The following is a 16815-nucleotide window of genomic DNA, read 5'->3' as shown; positions in this document are numbered from 1 at the left end:
TCTCCTGGGACTTATTGCTGGACCACACGCGGTTCGATGCTCTCCGCCTCGGCCGCCACGGCCAGCTCACTGCGAAAGAACTCCAGTGCCTCCCGGGCTTCCAGGTCGCCACGGCCCACCTTGTCGGCCCACTGCTCGACCAGCTCCGCGCTGATCTCCTTGAGCATGGCGATGTCCTCCTCGGAGGCCTGGGTGAAGGTATTGCCCAGTTCCTTGGCGAACTCGACGCCGCGCTGATCCGCCACGTCCATCATGTAGCCGAACAGTCGCGACAAGGACTCACCCGAGATGCCTTCGATGGCCTCGCGGTCCTCGGCGGAGACGCGATCCCAGACCATGGGATTCATGATGATCGCGAAGCTGCCACGATAGAAACCGCCGTCCACGGTGAGGGTATAGGGCAGCACCTCGGCGACGCGGAAGCTGCGCAGCCCCTCAAGGGTCAGCATGGCGCCGTCGATGACGCCCTGGGAGGCCGCCTCGTAGACACCGGTCGGCGGCAGCGCCACCCCGGTGAGCTCCAGGTGTTCGGCCAGGTCGGTCATGACGCCACCGCCGACGCGCATCCGCTTGCCGGCCAGCTGATCGAATGTCTCGACCTTCTCGCCGGTAAAGATCTGGCCAGGGCCGTGCACGCCCACCGCCATTACCTCCAGCCCGCGGTGCTCATTGGCCTGGGCTAGGTATTCCTGATGGGTACGCCAGTAGGCGGCGGACGCCGCCTCGGAGGAGAACTCCTCGAAGGTGGGGAATTCCGGCAGCTTGGTCAGCTCGAAACGGCCCGGCATGTGGCCATGGAAGATCCAGCTGGCGTCGGCCACGCCATCGGCGACCAGGGCCATCTGAGCATCGGGCGGCCCCAGGTCCTCGGTGACCTGCAGGGTCACGCGTCCCTCGGTGGCCTCCTCGATCCAGGCCTTCCAGGTCGGCCAGACGATGGTGTTGATGCCGTGATTGGGACCACCCCAGCTGCTGACGTTGATGGTGGTCTGGGCCAGGGTGGGAAGGCTGAAAGCCATGCCTGCTACGGACATGGCTCCCATGATCAGACGAGCGGATTTGTTCATTTCTGTACTCCTGGGTCGTCACGGGTGATTGTTATGGCCGCCACCTTGCCGCCAGACAGTCTCTTGTGCAACTAATTTGCCGCTTCACATCACTAGACTTAAGTACTATATTACCTTAAGACCTTTGATCTGAGGCAGTTTTTCGTCCTCGGAAAGGGTAAGTTTAACCGTAGCAGGCTTCGACATGCTGGACATATAGTTTCAATAGAAACTATGATCCTATCCCACACGCGACAGCGCGTCGCCAGACCGTGACGACACCGGAGGAACCATGAGCAAGAAGTTCGCATCCCACGCCGATACCGAAGAGAAGCAGATCAGCTTCGACAAGCTGGCCGACGGCCTCTACGCCTATACCGCCGAGGGCGACCCCAACACCGGCATCGTCATCGGCGACGACAGCGTGATGGTCATCGACACCCAGGCCACCCCGATCATGGCCCAGGACGTGATCCGCCGGATCCGCGAGGTGACCGACCTGCCGATCAAGCACGTGGTCCTGACCCACTACCACGCCGTGCGCGTGCTGGGGGCTTCGGCCTACGAGGCCGAGAACCTCTATGCCAGCCAGCACACCTATGATCTGATCAAGGAGCGCGGCCAGCAGGACTATGAGTCCGAGGTCGGCCGCTTCCCGCGCCTGTTCCAGGGCGTCGACTCCGTGCCCGGCCTGACCTGGCCCAACATCGTCTTCCAGGAGCAACTGACGGTGTTCATGGGCAGTCGCGAGGTGCGCATCATCCACCTGGGTCGTGGCCACACCAAGGGCGACACCATCGTCTGGCTGCCCGAGGAGCAGGTGATGTTCTCCGGCGACCTGGTGGAGTTCGGCGCTACCCCCTATACCGGCGACGCCTACCATGAGCACTGGCCCGCCACCCTCGATCGCCTCCAGGCCATGGCCCCGCAGAAGCTGGTGCCGGGCCGCGGCGAGGCGCTGCAAACCCCCGAACAGTGCCAGGAAGCGATCCAGGGCACCCGCGACTTCCTCGCCGACATGTACGAGAGCGTCAAGGCCGGCAAGGCCGCCGGCAAGTCACTCTCCGAGTGCTACGCCGAGACCTACGCCCGGCTCAAGCCCAAGTACGGCCACTGGGTGATCTTCGACCACTGTCTGCCCTTCGATATCACCCGCTGCTATGACGAGGCCGGCGGCGAGTATCCCGACCCGCGCATCTGGACCGCCGAGCGTGACACCCAGATGTGGCACTCCCTGCAGGACGTCGTCGAGAACCAATAACGCCCTGTTTTCAACCCATGCCTGGCAAGCGGCGCCGGGGCAGGTCCACGCAGGCCTGCCCTCGGAACCACCGCGGTCGGAGGAGCCATGCCAACCACCTACCAGAATCCCGTCTACCCCTATCGACGCCCCCCCGAGCTCGACCGTGACGATGTGCGTCACTGCCCGGTGGTGATCGTCGGCGCCGGCCCCTCGGGCCTGACCGCCGCCATCGACCTGGCGCAGCAGGGTATCGACAGCGTGCTGCTGGACGATAACAACACCGTCAGTGTCGGCTCGCGGGCCATCTGTTTCGCCAAACGCACCCTCGAGATCATGGATCGTCTGGGAGCGGCCCAGCCGATGCTCGACAAGGGAGTCACCTGGCAGCATGGGCGCGTGTTCTTCCAAGACCGCGAGGTCTATGACTTCGATCTGCTGCCCGAGGAAGGTCATCGCATGCCGGCCTTCATCAACCTGCAGCAGTACTACCTGGAGGAATACCTGGTCGATCGTGCTCAGGCACTGGAGGAACATATCGATCTGCGCTGGCTCCACAAGGTCACCGCGGTGGATAGTCAACCCGACCATAGCGTGGTGACGATCGCCACCCAGGACGGCGACTACCAACTCAGTTGCGACTACCTGTTGGTGGCCGACGGCGCCAACAGCGGTATCCGCGACATGCTGGGCCTGGAGTGCAAGGGCCAGATCTTCCAGGACCGCTTCTTGATCGCCGACGTGATCATGAAGGCCGACTTCCCTACCGAGCGCTGGTTCTGGTTCGACCCGCCCTTCCACCCGGGCCAGTCGGTGCTGCTGCACAAGCAGCCGGATAACGTCTGGCGCATCGACTTCCAGTTGGGCTGGGACGCCGACCCCGAGGAGGAGAAGAAGGAAGCGAACATCCGCCCGCGGGTCCAGGCCATGCTCGGCGAGGACGTGGAATTCGAGCTCGAGTGGGCCAGCGTCTACACCTTCCGCTGCCGCAAGATGGACCGCTTCATCCATGACCGGGTGTTCTTCATGGGCGATGCCGCCCACCAGGTCTCGCCTTTCGGCGCCCGTGGCGCCAACGGCGGCGCCCAGGGCATCGACAACCTGGCCTGGAAGCTGGCCCGGGTGCTCAAGGGGCAGGCCCCTGAGGCCCTGCTCGAGACCTACGACACCGAGCGCCAGCACGGTGCCGACGAGAACATCCTCAACTCGACCCGCGCCACCGACTTCATTACGCCCAAGAGCCGCGTGAGTCGCCTCTTCCGCGACAGCGTGCTGGAACTGGCCGAGCACTATTCGTTCGCTCGCAGCCTGGTCAACAGCGGCCGGCTGTCGATGCCCTGCCGCTATGATGCCTCGCCGCTCAACGGCCCGGACGACACGACCTTCCCGGCGGCGTTGCGTCCCGGCAGTCCGGCCAAGGATGCCCCGGTGCGCCTGGGCGGCCAGAGCGCCTGGCTGCTCAATCAACTCGGCGACCGCTTCGTGCTGCTGCTGGACGGCCGGGTCCGGACCAGTGACGCCGAAGCCCTGGTACCGGAACTGGCAACACTGCTGGAGCAGCAGCCGGACCTGGATCTGCTCGTCCTTGGTCCCGCCTCCCAGGCCCTGACCCGGCTGCCACGCACCGCCTTGATCGAGGATGCCGAGGGCCTGGTCGATGAGCGCTACGGCTTGGCATCCGGTGCCTGCTACCTGATCCGACCCGACCAGCATGTCACGGCCCGCTGGACCGACTGCCGTCGAGACGCGGTCAACCAGGCCATCGATCACGCCCTGGGCAAGCACCTTGCGACCAAGGAGTCACGTCATGCCACGGCTTGAACTAAATCCGAACTTCACCGACCCGGACGCCTTCTACGCGGCGCTGACCGATATCCATCGCGAGCGCGGCGAGACCGAGAGCGAACGCATCAACGCCCGCCTCATCCTGCTGCTGGCCAACCATATCGGCGACCAGCAGGTGCTCGAGGAAGCCCTGGCCATTGCCGGCCAGGCCACTGAACCGGCAACGGCTCACGACCAGCCAGCCCAACAAGAACAGTGCTGAACGAGGAGATGCCCATGACCATCGAGACGCTTGAGTACCAGAGCGGTTTCCGCAACCACTTCGCCACCGAAGCCCTACCCGGCGCTCTTCCCGAGGGTCAGAACTCCCCTCAGAAGTGTGCCTACGGGCTCTATGCCGAACAGCTGACCGGCTCCGCCTTCACGGCGCCACGCCACCAGAACCTGAGAAGCTGGCTCTATCGTATCCGCCCGTCCGTGGTGCAGAGCGCCTATCAGCCTCTGGAAAACCGCCAGGTTCACACTTCACCGCTGGACAAGCCCGCCGCCGATCCCAACCAGATGCGCTGGGACCCGGCGCCGCTGCCCGACGCGCCCACCGACTTCATCGACGGCCTGCTGACTATTGCCGTCAACGGGGATGCCGGCGCCCAGAGCGGGGTCGGTGTGCATGTCTACACCTTCAACCAGGACATGACCGAGCGCTTCTTCTACGACGCCGACGGCGAGCTGTTGATCGTGCCGCAGCTCGGCACGCTGCTGCTGCGTACCGAATTCGGCGAGCTCGATGTCGCGGGCGGCGAGATCGCGGTGATCCCCCGCGGCGTCAAGTTCCAGGTACGCCGGGCGTCAGGCGTCGATGCCGCTCGCGGCTATATCTGCGAGAACTACGGCCAGCCCCTGGAGCTGCCCGGCCTGGGCCCCATCGGCGCCAACGGCCTGGCCAACCCGCGGGATTTCCAGAGCCCCGTCGCCGCCTATGAGGACCTCGAGGGAGAGTTCTCGCTGGTGGCCAAGTTCTCCGGCCGCTTCTGGACTACCCGGCTCGACCACTCGCCGCTCGACGTGGTGGCCTGGCACGGCAACTACGCACCCTACAAGTACGACCTCGCCCGCTTCAACACCATCAACACGGTGAGCTTCGATCACCCCGACCCATCGATCTTCACCGTGCTGACCTCGGCCTCCGATACCCCGGGGATGGCCAATCTGGACTTCGTCATCTTCCCGCCGCGCTGGATGGTGGCCGAGAACACCTTCCGTCCGCCCTGGTTCCATCGCAACCTGATGAGCGAGTTCATGGGCCTAATCCACGGCGAGTATGACGCCAAGGCCGAAGGCTTCCTGCCGGGCGGCGCGAGCCTTCACAACTGCATGTCGCCCCACGGGCCGGATGCCGAGACCTTCGAGAAGGCCTCCAACGCCAATCTCGAGCCGCAGTACCTGGGCGATACCCTGGCCTTCATGTTCGAGAGCCGCTACGTCTACCATCCCACCGAGGCCGCACTGGCCACGGAATTCCGCCAGCGCGACTATGTGGATGTCTGGTCGACCCTGCGCTCGCACTTCGACCCGAACCAGGCCTGATCTCGACCTCATCGATAATGCGCGGGGCGCTAAAGGCCCCGCCCCTGACGACAAGGACCAAACCCATGAAGCTTGCCACGCTCAAGAACGGCCGCGACGGCGAACTGATCATCGTCTCCCGCGACCTGACCCGCGCCGTGCGTGCCACCGATATCGCCGCCACCCTGCAGCAGGCCATCGAGGCCTGGGACACCCTGAGTCCCAAACTCGAGGAGCGCTATGCGGCCCTCAATGCCGGCCAGGCCGAGGGCGCCTTCGACCTCGACCAGGCGGCCCTGCATTCGCCGCTGCCGCGCACCTATAACTGGGCCGACGGCTCCGCCTACCTCAACCACGTCAAGCTGGTGCGTCAGGCGCGCAATGCCGAGATGCCCGAGACCTTCTGGACCGACCCGCTGATGTACCAGGGCGGTGGCGATCGCTTCATCGCCCCCACCGATGACATCGAGGCGATCAGCGAGGAGCACGGCATCGACTTCGAGGGCGAGATCGCCGTGATTACCGATGACGTGCCCATGGCGGTGAGCCCGGAGCAGGCGGCCCAACACATCAAGCTGGTGATGCTGGTCAACGACGTCAGCCTGCGTGGCCTGATCCCCGGCGAGCTGGCCAAGGGCTTCGGCTTCTTCCAGGCCAAGCCGGCCTCCAGCTTTTCGCCGATCGCCGTGACCCCGGACGAGCTGGGCGACGCCTGGCAGGACGGCAAGGTGCACCTGCCGCTGACCGTCCACCTGAATGGCGAGAAGTTCGGTGAGCCGGAATCCGGCCCGGACATGATCTTCGGCTTCCCCGAGCTGGTGGCCCACGCCGCCCGCACCCGCTACCTGGGCGCCGGTGCCGTGGTCGGCTCGGGCACCGTTTCCAATCCGGACGCCGACGGTGGCCCCGGCAAGCCGATCGCCGAAGGCGGCGTGGGCTACAGCTGCCTGGCCGAGGTGCGCATGGTGGAAAAGATCCTGCATGGTGACAGCAAGACCCCGTTCATGCGCTTCGGTGACCGGGTACGCATCGAGATGTTCGACCGGAAGGGCCAGAGCATCTTCGGTGCCATCGACCAGCAGGTGGTAAAGTACCAGCCTAAGTGAAACGCGAGGAGGCAGGCCCATGACGACACTCTATGGCTATTTTCGCTCGTCCGCCGCCTACCGGGTGCGCATCGCGCTGAACCTCAAGGGCCTGGCTTATGAGCCGGCCCTGATCAACCTGGTCAAGGGTGAGCAGCGCAGCGACGACTATCGCGCCCGCAACCCCCAAGGGCTGGTGCCGCTGTTGGAAACCGACGACGGCATACGGCTGACCCAGTCTCTGGCGATCTGCGAGTACCTGGAGGAGCGTTATCCCACGCCCGCCCTGCTACCCCATACGCCGGAGGAGCGCGCCCGGGTCCGTGCCCTGGCCCAGCTGGTAGCCAGCGAAATCCATCCGCTCAACAACCTCAAGGTGCTCAAGTACCTGGTTCACGAGCTGAAGGTCGGTGACGAGGCCAAGACCGCCTGGTACCGGCACTGGATCACCGAGGGCTTCGACGCCCTGGAGGCCATGCTGACGCTCGAGGCCGGGAGTGGCGAGTTCTGTCATGGTGACGCCCCGACCCTGGCCGATCTCTGCCTGGTGCCCCAGGTCTACAACGCCGAGCGTTTCGAGTGCGACCTCTCGGCCTACCCGCGGATTCAGCGGATTACCGCCAACTGCCGGGCGCTGCCTGCCTTCCAGCAGGCGGCCCCGGAGGCGCAGCCGGATGCCCCCTGAGCCCCCGGCTGGCTGAGAGACGGGCGCGGCAAGGCCGCGCCCGTCTTGTGTCTGCCCCCGACACCGTCAAGGAGACCCCGGTGCTGAGATTGACCTCCCCTGCCATGGTTGGCGTGCTGGCGGCCCTGACCGCGCTGGGCCCGCTGGCTACCGACATGTACCTGCCGGCCATGCCGGCGATGGCCGAGGCGCTGAATACCGGCCCCGACCAGGTCCAGCTGACGCTGAGCCTCTATATGGCCGGGTTTGCGTTAGCCCAGCTCTTCGTCGGCCCCGTCTCCGACCGTTTCGGTCGCAAGCCGGTGATGATCGTCGGCTTTGGCCTGTTCCTGCTGGCCAGCCTGCTGTGTGCCTTCGCCCCCAGCGTCGAATGGTTGCTGGCCGGTCGCTTCCTGCAGGCCCTGGGCGGGGCGGCCGGTCCGGTCCTGGGTCGGGCCGCAGTCCGCGACATCCACGGCCCCGTCGAAGCCGCCCGGGTGCTCTCCTACATGGCCAGCACCATGGCCATGGCCCCGGCACTCGCGCCGGTGGTGGGCGCCGGGCTACTGCTGTTCTTCGGCTGGGCGTCGGTGTTCCTGCTGCTATCCCTCTATGCGGCGATCATGCTGCTGATTCTTGTCCTGTTGATGCCTGAGCCCCTGCCCCCCGAGCACCGGCAGTCGGTGGCCCCCCCGGTGATCCTTGCCAACTATCGCATGCTGCTGACCCAGCGAAGCTTCATCGGCTATACCCTGATCAACGCCAGCGGCTTCGCCGGGTTATTCGCCTTCCTCTCGGGCTCGTCCTTCGTGCTGATCGAGTACATGGGCCTGTCGCCGTTCCAGTACGGCATCGGCTTTACGCTGATCGTGGCGGGCTTCTTCTCGGGCACCCTGTTCAGCGGCCGCTACAGCCACCGGCTGGGGCGCGACCGCCTGCTGCTGCTGGCCACCCTGATGTGCGCCCTGGCCGGCACCATCATGGCGGGACTGGCGATCGCCGGCGTTCATGCGCCTTGGGCGGTGATCGGCCCCCACATCCTGTTCCTGGTCGGCTTCGGGATCGTGATGCCGCAGAGCATGGCCGGTGCACTCGCGCCGAATCCCCAGTGCGCCGGTTCGGCCTCGTCGCTGTTCGGCTTCCTGCAGATGACTATCGCCGCCTTAGGCGGTGCTTTGGTCGGCCAGTTCCACGACGGCACCTCGCGCACCATGGCCATCGCCATCGGGCTGGCCGGCGTGCTGTCGCTGCTGGCGTTCATCGGACTGGTGCGTTCCTCTGCACCCGTGAAGGGCACCCCGGCCGACTATCGCCAGGGGTGAGGCCGCTCACGGGATTACCCGCCAATGCGCCAGTAGAACATCCCCGATTGTTTCCCGAGGATCGTGGCGGAAATGTGTGTCTCGCTGGGCCTTTCCGCCAGTCCATAGCACACATGCAGCGGCAGCAGATGCTCCTCCCGGGGATGGCAGAAACGGGCATGGGGCGCGCGCTCCCAGTGCCGCAACCGTTCGGCTCGCTCCGCCTCCTCGATCGTCACGTCGCAACAGGTCTCCTCGAGCCAAGCCTCGAAGATCTGGTTGCGAGCCTGAATGTCCGGGGTATTGGGGGCAAAGAACGCCTGCATGTTATGGAAGGAGAAGCCGGACCCGATCACCAGCAGGTCATCGACGTCCAAGACCTGCAACGCCCGGCCCATCGCCAGGTGCGTCGCCGCATCCAGGCTGTTGACCAGTGACAGTTGCACGCACGGAATATCCGCCTTCGGGTACATCAGCTTGAGCGGCACGAAGGTACCGTGATCGAAGCCCCGCCGATCATCGAGTCGCGCCGAGATACCGGCCTGCTCCAGCGCCTGATGGATCTGCCGCGCCAGCGCCGGCTCACCCGGGCAGGGATACTCGATGTCGTAGGACTCGGGCGGAAAGCCAGAGTAATCGTAGATCAGCGGCGGGTTGGCGCCCGAGGTGATCGTCGGTACCGCTTCCTCCCAGTGGGCGCTGATGACCAGGATGGCGGAGGGCTTGCGCAGCTGGCTGGCGATCTCGGTGAGCCGCTTTACCATTTCGCGGTGGTCCGGGTCCCCCAGCAGCGGCATCGGGCCGCCGCCATGGGAGATGAAGAGCACATCGGTCGTGGTGGTCATGGCGCTCGCTCCTTGGTTCACCTCAGATCTCGCCGGGCCCGGCCGGCACGATGCCACTGGGGTTCAGGGCCTTGATGGAATAATACCCTGCCTTGATATGGTCGAGGCGCACGGTCTCGGCGATACCCTCGAGCGCCAGTATCCTGTGCAGATAGGCATGCAGGCCCGGCATGGCGCGCAGCGTGTTGCGGTTGCACTTGAATAGCCCGTGGTAGGCGACATCGAAGCGCACCAAGGTCACGAACAGGCGCAGATCGGTTTCCGTCAGGCGCTCGCCGAACAGATAGGCTCGCCCATCGGCCAGCCGGGATTCCAGCTCATCCAGCGCCGCAAACACCTTGCCGTACGCCTCCTCATAGGCCTGCTGGCTGGAGGCGAAGCCGGCCTGGTACACCCCGTTGTTCAGGTCGGTGTAGAGATAGGCGTTCAGGGCCTCGATCTCGCCGGCGAGGTCTTGTGGATAGAGGTCCGGCCCCTGGTCCACGATGCCGGCGAAGGCGCCGTTCAGCATCCGCACGATATCCGCGGACTCGTTGTTGACGATGGTCCCGGTCTGCGTGTCCCAGAGCACCGGCACCGTGGCGCGACCGGAGATCTGCGGATCGGCACGCGTGTACAACTCATGCAGGTAGCGCGCGCCGTTCAGCGTGTCCTCGTCGGCGCCCGGGTAGCCGCCGAACTGCCAGCCCTGGTCGGTCAGCCGGGGATTGACGACCGTGACGTCGATCACGTCCTGCAAGCCTTTCAGCGCGCGAACCATCAGCGTTCGCGAGGCCCAGGGGCAGATGTAGGCGACGTAGAGATGGTAGCGCTCGGCTTCTGCCTTGAAGCCCCCCTCACCGGTGGGGCCCGGGGCACCGTCCGGCGTGATCCAGTTCCGAAACGACGAGGTCTGGCGAATAAACCGCCCCTGCTCATCCTGCGCCTGCACCGGCTGCCAGTTCTCCTGCCAGACACCGTTTACCAGCATGATCCACTCCTCGTGTTGTAGGGGCGCGCCCCCAAGGAGGGGGCGTGCCTGTCAGTCACTTTCGGCGGCTTGATGCGCCCGCTTACTTGCCTGCGACCGCGCTCTGGCCGTACCCGGCATTCCCTAAACGCTCGAGCAGCAGGTTATCCAGCGCGAAGCGCCCACCGCCCTGAATCGCCAGGGCCGCCGCGGCGACAAACAGGGTCAAGGCGTACTCGTAACCGTTGTTGGCCATGAACAGGCCGTTGCCGATATGCACCGCGAAGATCGCCACCAGCATAGTAACGGCCGACACCAGCGCCGCCGGACGGGTCAGCAGGCCCAGCACCAGCGCCAGCCCGCCAAAGAACTCGGCGCCACCGGCCAGCAGCGCCATCAGGGTGCCCGGCGCAAGGCCGATGCTTGCCAGCCACTGCGCGGTGCCTTCTAAGCCATAGCCACCGAACCAGCCAAACAGCTTCTGTGCGCCGTGGGCGGCCAGGATCAGCCCCACCGGCACCCGCAGGACCAGGGCGGCATAGCCGCCGCTAGAACGAAACAGGGTCTGTACAAATTGGGTATTCATGATCGTTACCTCGATGCTTTCTCTAGGGTGGTGTCCCGAGGGCCCTCCCCCGGGTGATGACGCCACTCTACTATCACCAAACAAAGAGACTAAGGTGGCAATCATTGGCTTATTAACAACTAATCGTTGATAGTATGGGTAACCATACCCCCTGGAGTGCCCGATGGACCGACTCGATGCCATGCGCGCCTTCGTCACGGTCGTGAGCGAAGGCAGCTTTACCCGTGCCGCCGAGCGGCTGGAGCTCTCCCCCCAGCTGGCCAGCAAATACGTTGCCCAGCTCGAGCAGCACCTGGGGGTGCGACTGCTCAACCGCACCACCCGCACGCTACACCTGACCGAAGCGGGCACCTACTATCAGCAGCGCGCCCAAGAGGTACTCCACGATATCGAGGATATGGAACACCAGCTCGGCGACCTGCAGACCCAGGCCCGGGGCCGGCTGCGGATCAGTGCGCCGGTGTCCTTCGCCATCCGCCACCTGGCCCCGCTGCTGAGTGAGTTTCAGCGCGCCCACCCCGCCGTCGGCATCGACCTGCAGCTGAACGACCGCAAGGTTGACATCGTCGAAGAGGGCTTCGATATCGCGCTACGCATCGGCCATCTGAAGAGCTCCTCGTTGATCGCCAAGCGGATCGCGCCGGTACGCCTGGTGATGTGCGCCTCGCCCGCGTACCTAAAGCAGCACGGTACGCCCCGGCATCCGGAAGACCTCAAGGCGCATCGCTACCTGCGCTACAGCTACATGGAACAAGAGGCCGGCGAGTCGGTATTGCGATGGTTGCCAGGCCGTGGCCAGCACCAAAGCGGTGAGATGGTCAGCAACAACGGCGATGTGCTGATCGAAGCCGCCATCGCCGGTGCCGGCATCGCCCTGCAGCCCACCTTCATTTCGAGCGCCGCGATCAAGGCGGGAAAACTGCGGGTCATCCTGCCGGAGCACGAGCCCGAGCCGATGTCCCTCTATGCGGTGTACGCCCACCGTCAGCTGCTGGCGAGCAAGGTGCGCTGTTTTGTCGACTTCCTGGATGGCTATTTCGGCGATCCCCCCTACTGGGACCAGTTCGACTAAGGGAGAAGGCTGCAGGGCCGAACCCCCAGTGCGTCGGTTCGGCCTCGTCGCTGTTCGGCTTCCTGCAGATGACCATCGCCGCCCTGGGGGGTGCTTTGGTCGGCCAATTCCACGACGGCATCTCACGCATCATGACGATTGCGATCGCGTCGGGAGCCACTCTCATGAACCGATGCTGGCACCTTCCCGAGCCTCCTCGATGGCGGCCATCACCCGATCGGCGTCGGGCACGCGGTGGGCCAGGGCCAGGGCCAGCTGGGCGAGGAAGTGACTCTCCTGCGCCTCGGGCAGGGTGTCGAGGGTCTCGGCCAGGCGCTCGTAGACCCGCTCCAAGTCGGCAAAGGGCAGTGTCGGTGCGGTCATGATCATTCTCCTCCCAGGGCGATTGTCAGGGCATGGTCGAGGGCGGCGGACTCGAGCGTCTTCCAACGGGCGGCCACGTGGCGATCGGGGCGCGCCAGGTAGGCCGTGCCGGGTTCGGCGCCATAGCCGGCGAACAGGCGGCCATCGGGGTCGACCAGCGCGCCCTCGGCGCCCGGCGCACAGGTCACGCGCAGCAGGGTGAGGTCGTTGCCTTGTGCCTGAAGCGCCGCGATGCGTTGTTGCAGCGCCGGTTCGACCTCGCCTTTCTCGCTGAAGTGCAGCAGGTTGAAGCCGGTGCCCAGGTGGTCGAGCAGGAAATCGTTATCGCCCAGGCGGCGATTGATCAAGGGCGCGCCGGGAATCGGCCCGGCCTCGAAGGCGGCATCGTCGGCCAGGGTCAGCGGGCTGTCGGCATAGGTGTAGGGGGTGACCTGTCGCGGGTTGGCGAAGCCACTGGCGTAGTCGTTGTGAAAGGCCAGCGCCAGGGCCGCGTCGCGCATCAGCGCATAGCCTCGGGTCGGCGGGGTCATGAAGCGCGTACTCTTGCCGGCATTGGCGAACACGTCCAGGGTCGCGCCACGGCGCTCGGGGCTATAGCTGTCGAGCAGCGCGTCCGGGGCCTGGCCGTTGAGCACGCAGGCCAGCTTCCAGCCGGCATTGGCGGCATCCGCCAGGCCGTTGTTGAGGCCCCGCACGCCGAAGATCGGCACCAGGTGGGCGCTGTCGCCGATGAACAGCACGCGGCCATGCCGATAGTCATCCAGCGCCAGGGTGTGGGCCTTGTAGAGGCTCCACCACTCCAGCTCCCAGTCGCCGCTCTCCTGCATCACCTCGCGCACGATCAGCTCGACCCGTTCACGGATAGTGGCCTCCTCGACCGCCTGCTCGGGGTCCTCACCGGGGCCGAGCTGGTAGTCGATGCGCCAGATATCATCGGGCTGCTTGTGGACCAGGATGGTGGTATCGGGCAGCGCATGGGAATGAAAGAAGGCGCGGCGCTCGGTGGGAAAGTCGGACCTGAGGCGCACATCGGCGATCACATAGCGGCCTTCATAGGCCTCCCCATGCAGCGAGAGGTCGAAGGCCTTGCGCACCACGCTGCGCGCACCATCGGCGGCTAGCAGGTAATCGGCCTCGAGCCGATAGTCGCCTTCGGGGGTGCTCACTTCCAGGGTGACACCGCCATCATCCTGACTCACCCCGGTCACGGCACTCTGCCAGCGCATCTCGACAAGCGCGCTCTCGGTGGCCTGGTCGATCAGGAACTGCTCGATGTACTGCTGCTGCAGGTTATACATCGGGTAGAAGCGCTCCTGGTCGGAGTGCGGCATCTGGAAGCGGTAGATCTCGCGGTCGCGGAAGTAGGTGCGGCCCTGGGTCCAGCCCAGCCCCTTCTCCTCGAAGGGCGCATCGACGCCGAGCTGCTGGAGGATCTCCAGGCTGTGGCGTGAGATGCAGATCGCCCGTGAGCCATCGTTGACGGTGGCCTTGTCGTCCAGCACCACCGAGACGATGCCATGGCGGGCCAGCTCCAGGGCGGCGGTCACGCCCACCGGCCCGGCACCCACGATGGCCACCCGGTGGCGAACCGCCTGGCCCTCCAGCTCGGGAGGACGAACGAAGGGAAAATGCGGATAATCGAAGTAGAGCGAATCGGTCTCGGCGCGTCCGGCGGGTCGCATGGGCACCTCCTGCCAGGAATTCAGGGTTGTGGTCTGACGTGCGAGCAGGTTATCCCTGTATCGAGCCGCACCCTGTCCCATGAAAGCCGGGACAGATGGCACACTCCCTACGACGATGGTAGCAACCCGGATGGCGACAGGTTTCCCGCGGAAGGCTCCCCCGGACTGGCCGGGGCTGCTGGCCACCCTGGCCGAGTGCGTGACGCACCTGGGCACGCAACGTTTCGACGACCCTCTGATCGCGCTGCTGCGTCAGGGCGTGGGCATCGAGCAGTGCATTCTCTTCGCCTACTCGGGACGCGACACCATGGAGTCCCTGCTGGTGGACAACCCGCGCTACCCCAAGGTGGCCGGGCGTCTTGCCGGCCTCTACGCCGGCGGGCTGTTCCGCCAGGACCCCAACTATCCCCGGCTGCGCCAGCTGCTCGAGGCAAGCACAGAGCAGGCAAGCGCCGAACTGATGCCCATGCCGACCGAGGACATGTCACCGGCCTACCGCAGCAACCTTTTCGCCTTCCCCGACCTAGCCGACAAGGTCTCGGTGGTGATCCCCGCCGGCGCAACCGTCTACTACCTGAACCTCTACCGTGACCTCGGGCGCGGCCCTTTCAGGCCCCTGGACCTGGCGCGGCTGGAGGCCCTGATGCCGCTCCTGGCCAGCCTGATACGGCGCCATTATCGCCAAGCCCGTCCGGCCGCCCTGCCCGCCAGCCACGAAGAGGCCGAGGTGCTGGCGCCGCTCTCCGCGCGGGAACGCCAGCTCTGCCTCTCCCTGCTGCGTGGCCACACCCTCAAGACCGCCGCCGCCGAGCTCGATATCGCTCTCTCCACCGCCGAGACCTATCGCAAGCGCGCCTACGCCAAGCTCGGCGTTCGCTCCAAGGCACGGCTGGTGGCGCTGTGTCGGAAGGGATAGCCTCGGAAAGGAAAAGCCCCGGCACATGGCCAGGGCCCGATGACGCCTTCCCCCGGATGACCTCACCCTGCGGCGAGGCTGTCGAACGCCTTGGCGTTGGGGCAGAAGCCGCGACATTCCTCGACGTCGGCACCGGCGCGCATGGCCTTCCAGCATTGCCCAACCACCGGACAGGCATTGCAGGTCTTACGCATCGCGTTGTATCCCGGATCCGCAGCCACCTCTGCATCCTGCAGGCCGAAGCGCTGCATCATGACCGGCATCAGGGTCCCAGCCGGTACGAAGTCGGTCGGCTGACCCGCCGCCAGCTGTCGCGCCATCTCGCGCTCGAAGCCAGACTCGAGGGGGCTCTCCAGGTCATGGAGCAGTGCATGATAGGTAGAGCCTGCTTCATGCTGGACGTCACGCACCAGCTGAGGAGTGGAAGTGGCATAGCAGCGTTCGGTCAGGCGTTCCCACCAGGAGGCGGTGCGAGTGATCTGTGCAGTGGCCATGGTGAATCTCCCGTCGGGTGATCTTGATGTCAGTATCAGTATCGACCTAAGGGAGTAGGGGCTGCCTTGACCGAGATCAAAATAGTTTCAACTGCAACCATGATCGGGAGACGTTACCCCCTACCCAGCCGGGTTACACTAGCGCCCACTCCGCCATTCCCTGCCAGCGAGGCCCTCGATGAGTCCCCACCTACTCTCCGTCGATTCCCTGTCCCGAGACCAGATCGATCATCTGCTGCGCGTGGCGGCGCGCATGGAGCCGATCGCCCAACGCCGCCAGGTGACGCGGGTGCTGGAGGGGGCGGTGCTCGGCAACCTCTTCTTCGAGGCCAGTACCCGTACCCGGGTGAGCTTCAACGCGGCCTTCTGTCGGCTGGGCGGCAGCGTCTGCGACACCACCGGCTTCACCTTCTCGTCGATGGCCAAGGGCGAGTCGCTCTACGATACCAGCCGGGTGATGGCGGGCTACTGCGACGCCATCGTGATGCGCCACCCCGAGCAGGGCTCGGTGGCGGAGTTCGCCGCGGCCACCAACGTGCCGGTGATCAACGGCGGCGACGGCCCCGGCGAGCACCCCAGCCAGGCGCTGCTCGATCTTTACACCATCGACAAGGAGTTCACCCGGCTGGGCAAGCCCCTGGCCGGCGCCCATGTCCTCATGACCGGCGATCTGAAGTACGGGCGCACCGTGCATTCGCTGATCAAGCTGCTGTCGCTCTACGCCCCGATGCGCATCACCCTGGTCGCCCCGCCGGGGCTCGCGATGCCGGATCACCTGATCGAGCTGGTGGCCTCCCGCGGCCATCGGGTGGAGCAGCGCGACAGCCTGGCCAGCGACTACGCGGACGTCGACGTGGTCTATACCACGCGGATCCAGAAGGAGCGCTTCACCGCCGAGATGAGCGAGGGCTTCAGCCTGTCACGGGACTTCACCGTGGACCGTGCCTTCCTGGACCGCCGCTGCGGGCGCGACACCCTCGTCATGCATCCGCTACCTCGTGACAGCCGTCCCGAGGCCAACGACCTGGACGTGGACCTCAACGGCGATCCGCGCCTGGCGATCTTCCGCCAGACCGACAATGGGATTCCGGTGCGCATGGCGATCTTCGCGACGCTGCTTAAGGTAGACGAGCTGATCGAGAAGGACCTGCGCCCGGTACGCTGGTTCGTGCCGACACGGGTGGGCGTTGACGACGCCGTCTTGTGAGCGGTCTGCAGGTC

17 protein-coding genes are annotated in these 16815 nt (G+C 65.5%); 10 read left to right on the top strand and 7 right to left on the bottom strand.

The features are described from left to right. Positions 1-11 precede the first annotated feature (11 nt). Entirely contained in the window at positions 12-1067 is a 1056-nt protein-coding gene (locus FHR94_RS06835; protein WP_183324879.1) for a TRAP transporter substrate-binding protein, read from the bottom strand. Between the two features lie 271 nt (positions 1068-1338). Between FHR94_RS06835 and FHR94_RS06830 the strand changes: the two genes are divergently transcribed. The 7 genes from FHR94_RS06830 to FHR94_RS06800 all read left to right on the top strand — a co-directional run bounded on the left by FHR94_RS06830 (position 1339) and on the right by FHR94_RS06800 (position 8708). Then, on the top strand, positions 1339-2307 hold the full coding sequence (locus FHR94_RS06830; RefSeq protein WP_183324878.1) for an MBL fold metallo-hydrolase: 969 nt from the start codon (positions 1339-1341) through the stop codon (positions 2305-2307). Positions 2308-2394: 87 nt separating this feature from the next. After that, entirely contained in the window at positions 2395-4107 is a 1713-nt protein-coding gene (locus tag FHR94_RS06825; RefSeq protein ID WP_183324877.1) for an FAD-dependent oxidoreductase, read from the top strand. Further along, complete coding sequence (locus FHR94_RS06820) at positions 4094-4333, top strand: DUF2783 domain-containing protein (protein WP_183324876.1); 240 nt, start codon at positions 4094-4096, stop codon at positions 4331-4333. Before FHR94_RS06825 ends, FHR94_RS06820 begins: the two co-directional genes overlap by 14 nt. A gap of 14 nt (positions 4334-4347) precedes the next feature. Beyond that, the gene (gene hmgA, locus FHR94_RS06815) at positions 4348-5658 is read left to right on the top strand and encodes a homogentisate 1,2-dioxygenase (protein WP_183324875.1); all 1311 of its coding nucleotides are present in this window, start codon (positions 4348-4350) and stop codon (positions 5656-5658) included. A 65-nt stretch (positions 5659-5723) separates the two neighbouring features. Then, complete coding sequence (locus FHR94_RS06810) at positions 5724-6743, top strand: fumarylacetoacetate hydrolase family protein (protein WP_183324874.1); 1020 nt, start codon at positions 5724-5726, stop codon at positions 6741-6743. A gap of 19 nt (positions 6744-6762) precedes the next feature. Beyond that, the gene (maiA, locus tag FHR94_RS06805) at positions 6763-7407 is read left to right on the top strand and encodes a maleylacetoacetate isomerase (RefSeq protein ID WP_183324873.1); all 645 of its coding nucleotides are present in this window, start codon (positions 6763-6765) and stop codon (positions 7405-7407) included. After that, positions 7302-8708: a multidrug effflux MFS transporter gene (locus tag FHR94_RS06800; RefSeq protein WP_343064640.1), complete on the top strand. Its 1407-nt coding sequence runs from the start codon at positions 7302-7304 to the stop codon at positions 8706-8708. Before maiA ends, FHR94_RS06800 begins: the two co-directional genes overlap by 106 nt. A 14-nt stretch (positions 8709-8722) precedes the next feature. Here the strand turns inward: FHR94_RS06800 and FHR94_RS06795 are convergent, their stop codons facing one another. The 3 genes from FHR94_RS06795 to FHR94_RS06785 all read right to left on the bottom strand — a co-directional run bounded on the left by FHR94_RS06795 (position 8723) and on the right by FHR94_RS06785 (position 11067). Continuing rightward, entirely contained in the window at positions 8723-9532 is an 810-nt protein-coding gene (locus FHR94_RS06795) for a DODA-type extradiol aromatic ring-opening family dioxygenase (protein WP_183324871.1), read from the bottom strand. Positions 9533-9554: 22 nt separating this feature from the next. After that, positions 9555-10502, bottom strand: coding sequence for a glutathione S-transferase family protein (locus FHR94_RS06790; protein ID WP_183324870.1), 948 nt, complete (start codon positions 10500-10502; stop codon positions 9555-9557). A gap of 82 nt (positions 10503-10584) precedes the next feature. After that, entirely contained in the window at positions 10585-11067 is a 483-nt protein-coding gene (locus tag FHR94_RS06785) for a DoxX family protein (protein WP_183324869.1), read from the bottom strand. 163 nt (positions 11068-11230) lie between these two features. Here FHR94_RS06785 and FHR94_RS06780 point away from each other — a divergent pair, with 163 nt between their 5' ends. Continuing rightward, a complete protein-coding gene (locus FHR94_RS06780) occupies positions 11231-12139 on the top strand; it encodes a LysR family transcriptional regulator (RefSeq protein WP_183324868.1) in 909 nt (302 codons plus the stop codon). 162 nt (positions 12140-12301) lie between these two features. Here the strand turns inward: FHR94_RS06780 and FHR94_RS06775 are convergent, their stop codons facing one another. Further along, complete coding sequence (locus tag FHR94_RS06775; protein ID WP_183324867.1) at positions 12302-12502, bottom strand: DUF2783 domain-containing protein; 201 nt, start codon at positions 12500-12502, stop codon at positions 12302-12304. 2 nt (positions 12503-12504) lie between these two features. Further along, positions 12505-14184, bottom strand: a complete 1680-nt coding sequence (locus FHR94_RS06770) for an FAD-dependent monooxygenase (protein WP_183324866.1) — start codon at positions 14182-14184, stop codon at positions 12505-12507. 130 nt (positions 14185-14314) lie between these two features. Between FHR94_RS06770 and FHR94_RS06765 the strand changes: the two genes are divergently transcribed. Then, complete coding sequence (locus tag FHR94_RS06765) at positions 14315-15100, top strand: helix-turn-helix transcriptional regulator (protein ID WP_183324865.1); 786 nt, start codon at positions 14315-14317, stop codon at positions 15098-15100. A gap of 62 nt (positions 15101-15162) precedes the next feature. Here the strand turns inward: FHR94_RS06765 and FHR94_RS06760 are convergent, their stop codons facing one another. Beyond that, positions 15163-15594, bottom strand: a complete 432-nt coding sequence (locus tag FHR94_RS06760; protein ID WP_183324864.1) for a hypothetical protein — start codon at positions 15592-15594, stop codon at positions 15163-15165. A gap of 178 nt (positions 15595-15772) precedes the next feature. Between FHR94_RS06760 and FHR94_RS06755 the strand changes: the two genes are divergently transcribed. Further along, positions 15773-16801 (top strand): aspartate carbamoyltransferase, encoded by a 1029-nt coding sequence (locus tag FHR94_RS06755; protein WP_183324863.1) that lies wholly within the window; start codon positions 15773-15775, stop codon positions 16799-16801. The last annotated feature ends 14 nt before the right edge of the window (positions 16802-16815 follow it).

This window comes from Halomonas cerina, from assembly GCF_014192215.1.
Classification (GTDB): Bacteria; Pseudomonadota; Gammaproteobacteria; order Pseudomonadales; family Halomonadaceae; genus Halomonas; species Halomonas cerina.
This window is presented reverse-complemented; position numbering and strand designations above follow the sequence as displayed.

Coding starts and splice junctions, on each gene's coding strand:
- FHR94_RS06835 (WP_183324879.1), bottom strand. CDS start 1,067: ATGAACAAATCCGCTCGTCTGATCATGGGAGCCATGTCCGTAGCAGGC.
- FHR94_RS06830 (WP_183324878.1), top strand. CDS start 1,339: ATGAGCAAGAAGTTCGCATCCCACGCCGATACCGAAGAGAAGCAGATC.
- FHR94_RS06825 (WP_183324877.1), top strand. CDS start 2,395: ATGCCAACCACCTACCAGAATCCCGTCTACCCCTATCGACGCCCCCCC.
- FHR94_RS06820 (WP_183324876.1), top strand. CDS start 4,094: ATGCCACGGCTTGAACTAAATCCGAACTTCACCGACCCGGACGCCTTC.
- hmgA (WP_183324875.1), top strand. CDS start 4,348: ATGACCATCGAGACGCTTGAGTACCAGAGCGGTTTCCGCAACCACTTC.
- FHR94_RS06810 (WP_183324874.1), top strand. CDS start 5,724: ATGAAGCTTGCCACGCTCAAGAACGGCCGCGACGGCGAACTGATCATC.
- maiA (WP_183324873.1), top strand. CDS start 6,763: ATGACGACACTCTATGGCTATTTTCGCTCGTCCGCCGCCTACCGGGTG.
- FHR94_RS06795 (WP_183324871.1), bottom strand. CDS start 9,532: ATGACCACCACGACCGATGTGCTCTTCATCTCCCATGGCGGCGGCCCG.
- FHR94_RS06790 (WP_183324870.1), bottom strand. CDS start 10,502: ATGCTGGTAAACGGTGTCTGGCAGGAGAACTGGCAGCCGGTGCAGGCG.
- FHR94_RS06785 (WP_183324869.1), bottom strand. CDS start 11,067: ATGAATACCCAATTTGTACAGACCCTGTTTCGTTCTAGCGGCGGCTAT.
- FHR94_RS06780 (WP_183324868.1), top strand. CDS start 11,231: ATGGACCGACTCGATGCCATGCGCGCCTTCGTCACGGTCGTGAGCGAA.
- FHR94_RS06775 (WP_183324867.1), bottom strand. CDS start 12,502: ATGACCGCACCGACACTGCCCTTTGCCGACTTGGAGCGGGTCTACGAG.
- FHR94_RS06770 (WP_183324866.1), bottom strand. CDS start 14,184: ATGCGACCCGCCGGACGCGCCGAGACCGATTCGCTCTACTTCGATTAT.
- FHR94_RS06765 (WP_183324865.1), top strand. CDS start 14,315: ATGGCGACAGGTTTCCCGCGGAAGGCTCCCCCGGACTGGCCGGGGCTG.
- FHR94_RS06760 (WP_183324864.1), bottom strand. CDS start 15,594: ATGGCCACTGCACAGATCACTCGCACCGCCTCCTGGTGGGAACGCCTG.
- FHR94_RS06755 (WP_183324863.1), top strand. CDS start 15,773: ATGAGTCCCCACCTACTCTCCGTCGATTCCCTGTCCCGAGACCAGATC.